Origin of the sequence: Mesorhizobium sp. M7A.F.Ca.CA.002.04.1.1 (assembly GCF_004022805.1) — a bacterium.
GTDB classification, from domain to species: domain Bacteria; phylum Pseudomonadota; class Alphaproteobacteria; order Rhizobiales; family Rhizobiaceae; genus Mesorhizobium; species Mesorhizobium ciceri.
Genome location: NZ_RZPL01000860.1, coordinates 1 through 2216 on the forward strand (window position 1 = coordinate 1; position 2216 = coordinate 2216).

Consider the following 2216-nt stretch of genomic DNA (forward strand, 5'->3'; position numbering starts at 1 on the left):
GGCAAGGGCTGGACCACAAGTGCATCCGGCGCCTACCGCATTAACGAGAATTGGGACGTGCTGGGCAACATCGTCTACCGCGACTATGACGACTACAAGGATGGCGGCGGCGACACCGTCAAGGGCACCGGCTTCGACGTGCTGAGCGGACTGCTCAAGACCAGCATACGCCCGACCGACAACAGCGAACTGAAGCTCGGCTGGGTCGGCTCAAGCGATGGCTGGAACGAGATCAGCGGCGGTGCGCCGGTCAATGACGTCGACCTGAAGTCGAACACCTTCACGGCGCGCTACAACATCACGGATGAGGACAAGAGCTGGCTCGATCTCCACATCAACACCTCCTACAACAAGACCAACCTCGATCTGACCAGCCTTGTCCCGCAAAACCGCTTTGATCCGGTCACCGGCCTTCCCGTTGTCTTGCCGGCGGGATCGCAGTCGACATTCGACGTCGGCACCACCGGCATCGACATCTGGAACACGTCCCGGTTCGAGACGAGTGGGATCGCGCACGAGCTGACCTATGGCGGCGACTGGGTCGGCGATAACGTCGAGACCGGCGGCGCGGCTGGTGGCGACAGTTTCTACACGCCTTCGGGCAAGCGCAACGTTTCGGGCGCCTATGTCCAGGACAAGCTCACCTGGGAGTGGCTCGAAGTCATCGCCGGGCTGCGTTACGACAACTACAGTCTCAAAGATGACACCCACGACATTTCCGGCGACAGGGTATCGCCGCGCATCACCGTCGGCGTCTCCCCGTTCGAATCCGCAGGCCTTGCCGGCCTTCAGTTTTATGGCACCTATGCCGAGGGCTATCGCTCGCCATCGATCGCCGAGACGCTGATCAGCGGCAATCATCCGGCAGGCGTCAGCTTTCCGTTCCTGCCCAATCCCAATCTGCGGCCGGAGACTGGAAAGACCGTCGAATTCGGCGTCAACTACAAGCAGAACGACATCCTCGAAGCCGGCGATGCGCTGCGCATCAAGGCAGCGTATTTCAACAATGATGTCGAAGATTACATCGATGGCGTTACCCTGTCGCGGTTTGACCCGACAGCCGGTTGCCCGAGCGGACCCGGTATCCCGATATGCTTCCAGTACCAGAATTTTGCCAAGGCCAAGATCGACGGCTTCGAACTGGAGGGCGTCTATGATGCCGGATGGGGCTATGCCGGCCTCTCGGCTTCAATCACCAATGGTCACACCATTTCCTACAAGGGTGTGGAAGCGGATCTCGCCACGATCCCATCATCCCAGGTCACCGCGCAGCTCGGCTTGCGCTTCCTCGAGGACAAGCTGACCGTCGGCGGCGAAGTGCAATACAATGGCAAGCCCAAGGGCAATCCGATCGCCGAGGACTACACGCTGGTCAATGCCTTTGCCAGCTACCAGGCGACGGACAATTTGAAGATTGATTTCCGCGCCGACAATCTGTTCGATGTCAAATACGCCAACCCGCTTAACCTGACCACGGCTGGCCAGCCGCCGCAGCCGGTTTTCGCGGCCTACGAGCCCGGCATAACGCTGAAGCTGGCGGCAACGATGCGGTTTGGAGGCTGATTGCCATGACGAGCTTGACGACACCCCTTCGTCTGCTGACCTCGATGCTGGCGATGTCGCTTGCGATGGTTTCGGCGTGGGCGCAAGAGTCCGCGCCGGCCCCCACGCTCACCCTGGAACTCAATGGCGCGCAACCTTCCGACAAGGGTTGCCGCCTGAGGTTCGTGGTCAACAACAATCTCGGCGCCGACCTGTCCAAGGCTGCCTTCGAGATCGCCTTGTTCAACGAGGCAGGCGTCGTCGACCGGCTGACCGTGCTCGATTTCAAGGAATTGCCGGCCGGCAAGACCAAGGTGACGCGTTTCGATCTGGCCGGCACCGAGTGCTCGAAAGTCAGCCGCGTGCTGATCAACAGCGCGACCGAATGCACCGGTACCGGCGTCGAACCGAACGCCTGCATGCGCAAGCTGAAGACGGACACCAAGACCGGTATCGCCTTCGGCGTCTGAGGTGGGACTGCATCCCGCATTCCTGCAAAACAAAACGGTGTGGCCGGCTGCCGGCCACTGCCGACTGCCGCTGCGAGCGAACGATCTTGATTTGACAATTCTGCTCTTGTCGCTGCAGGTCTCGCGGCGAGACATGCAGGATATCAGCCCCCTTTCCGAAGCCGGCGCCGAGCTGGCGATAGAGCCAACCGAGCCGCTCGCGCT

The 2216-nt window shown here is 60.9% G+C and carries 2 protein-coding genes and 1 pseudogene; all 3 read left to right on the top strand.

The genetic code is table 11. The features are described 5' to 3' along the window. On the top strand, nt 1-1563 hold a 1563-nt coding region (locus tag ENZ75_RS29560), incomplete at its 5' end, for a TonB-dependent receptor (protein ID WP_128278537.1). 5 nt (nt 1564-1568) lie between these two features. Next, on the top strand, nt 1569-2012 hold the full coding sequence (locus ENZ75_RS29565) for a hypothetical protein (RefSeq protein WP_063168170.1): 444 nt from the start codon (nt 1569-1571) through the stop codon (nt 2010-2012). A 1-nt stretch (nt 2013) separates the two neighbouring features. Next, a pseudogene (locus ENZ75_RS34770) lies at nt 2014-2216 on the top strand (energy transducer TonB); the annotation flags it as partial.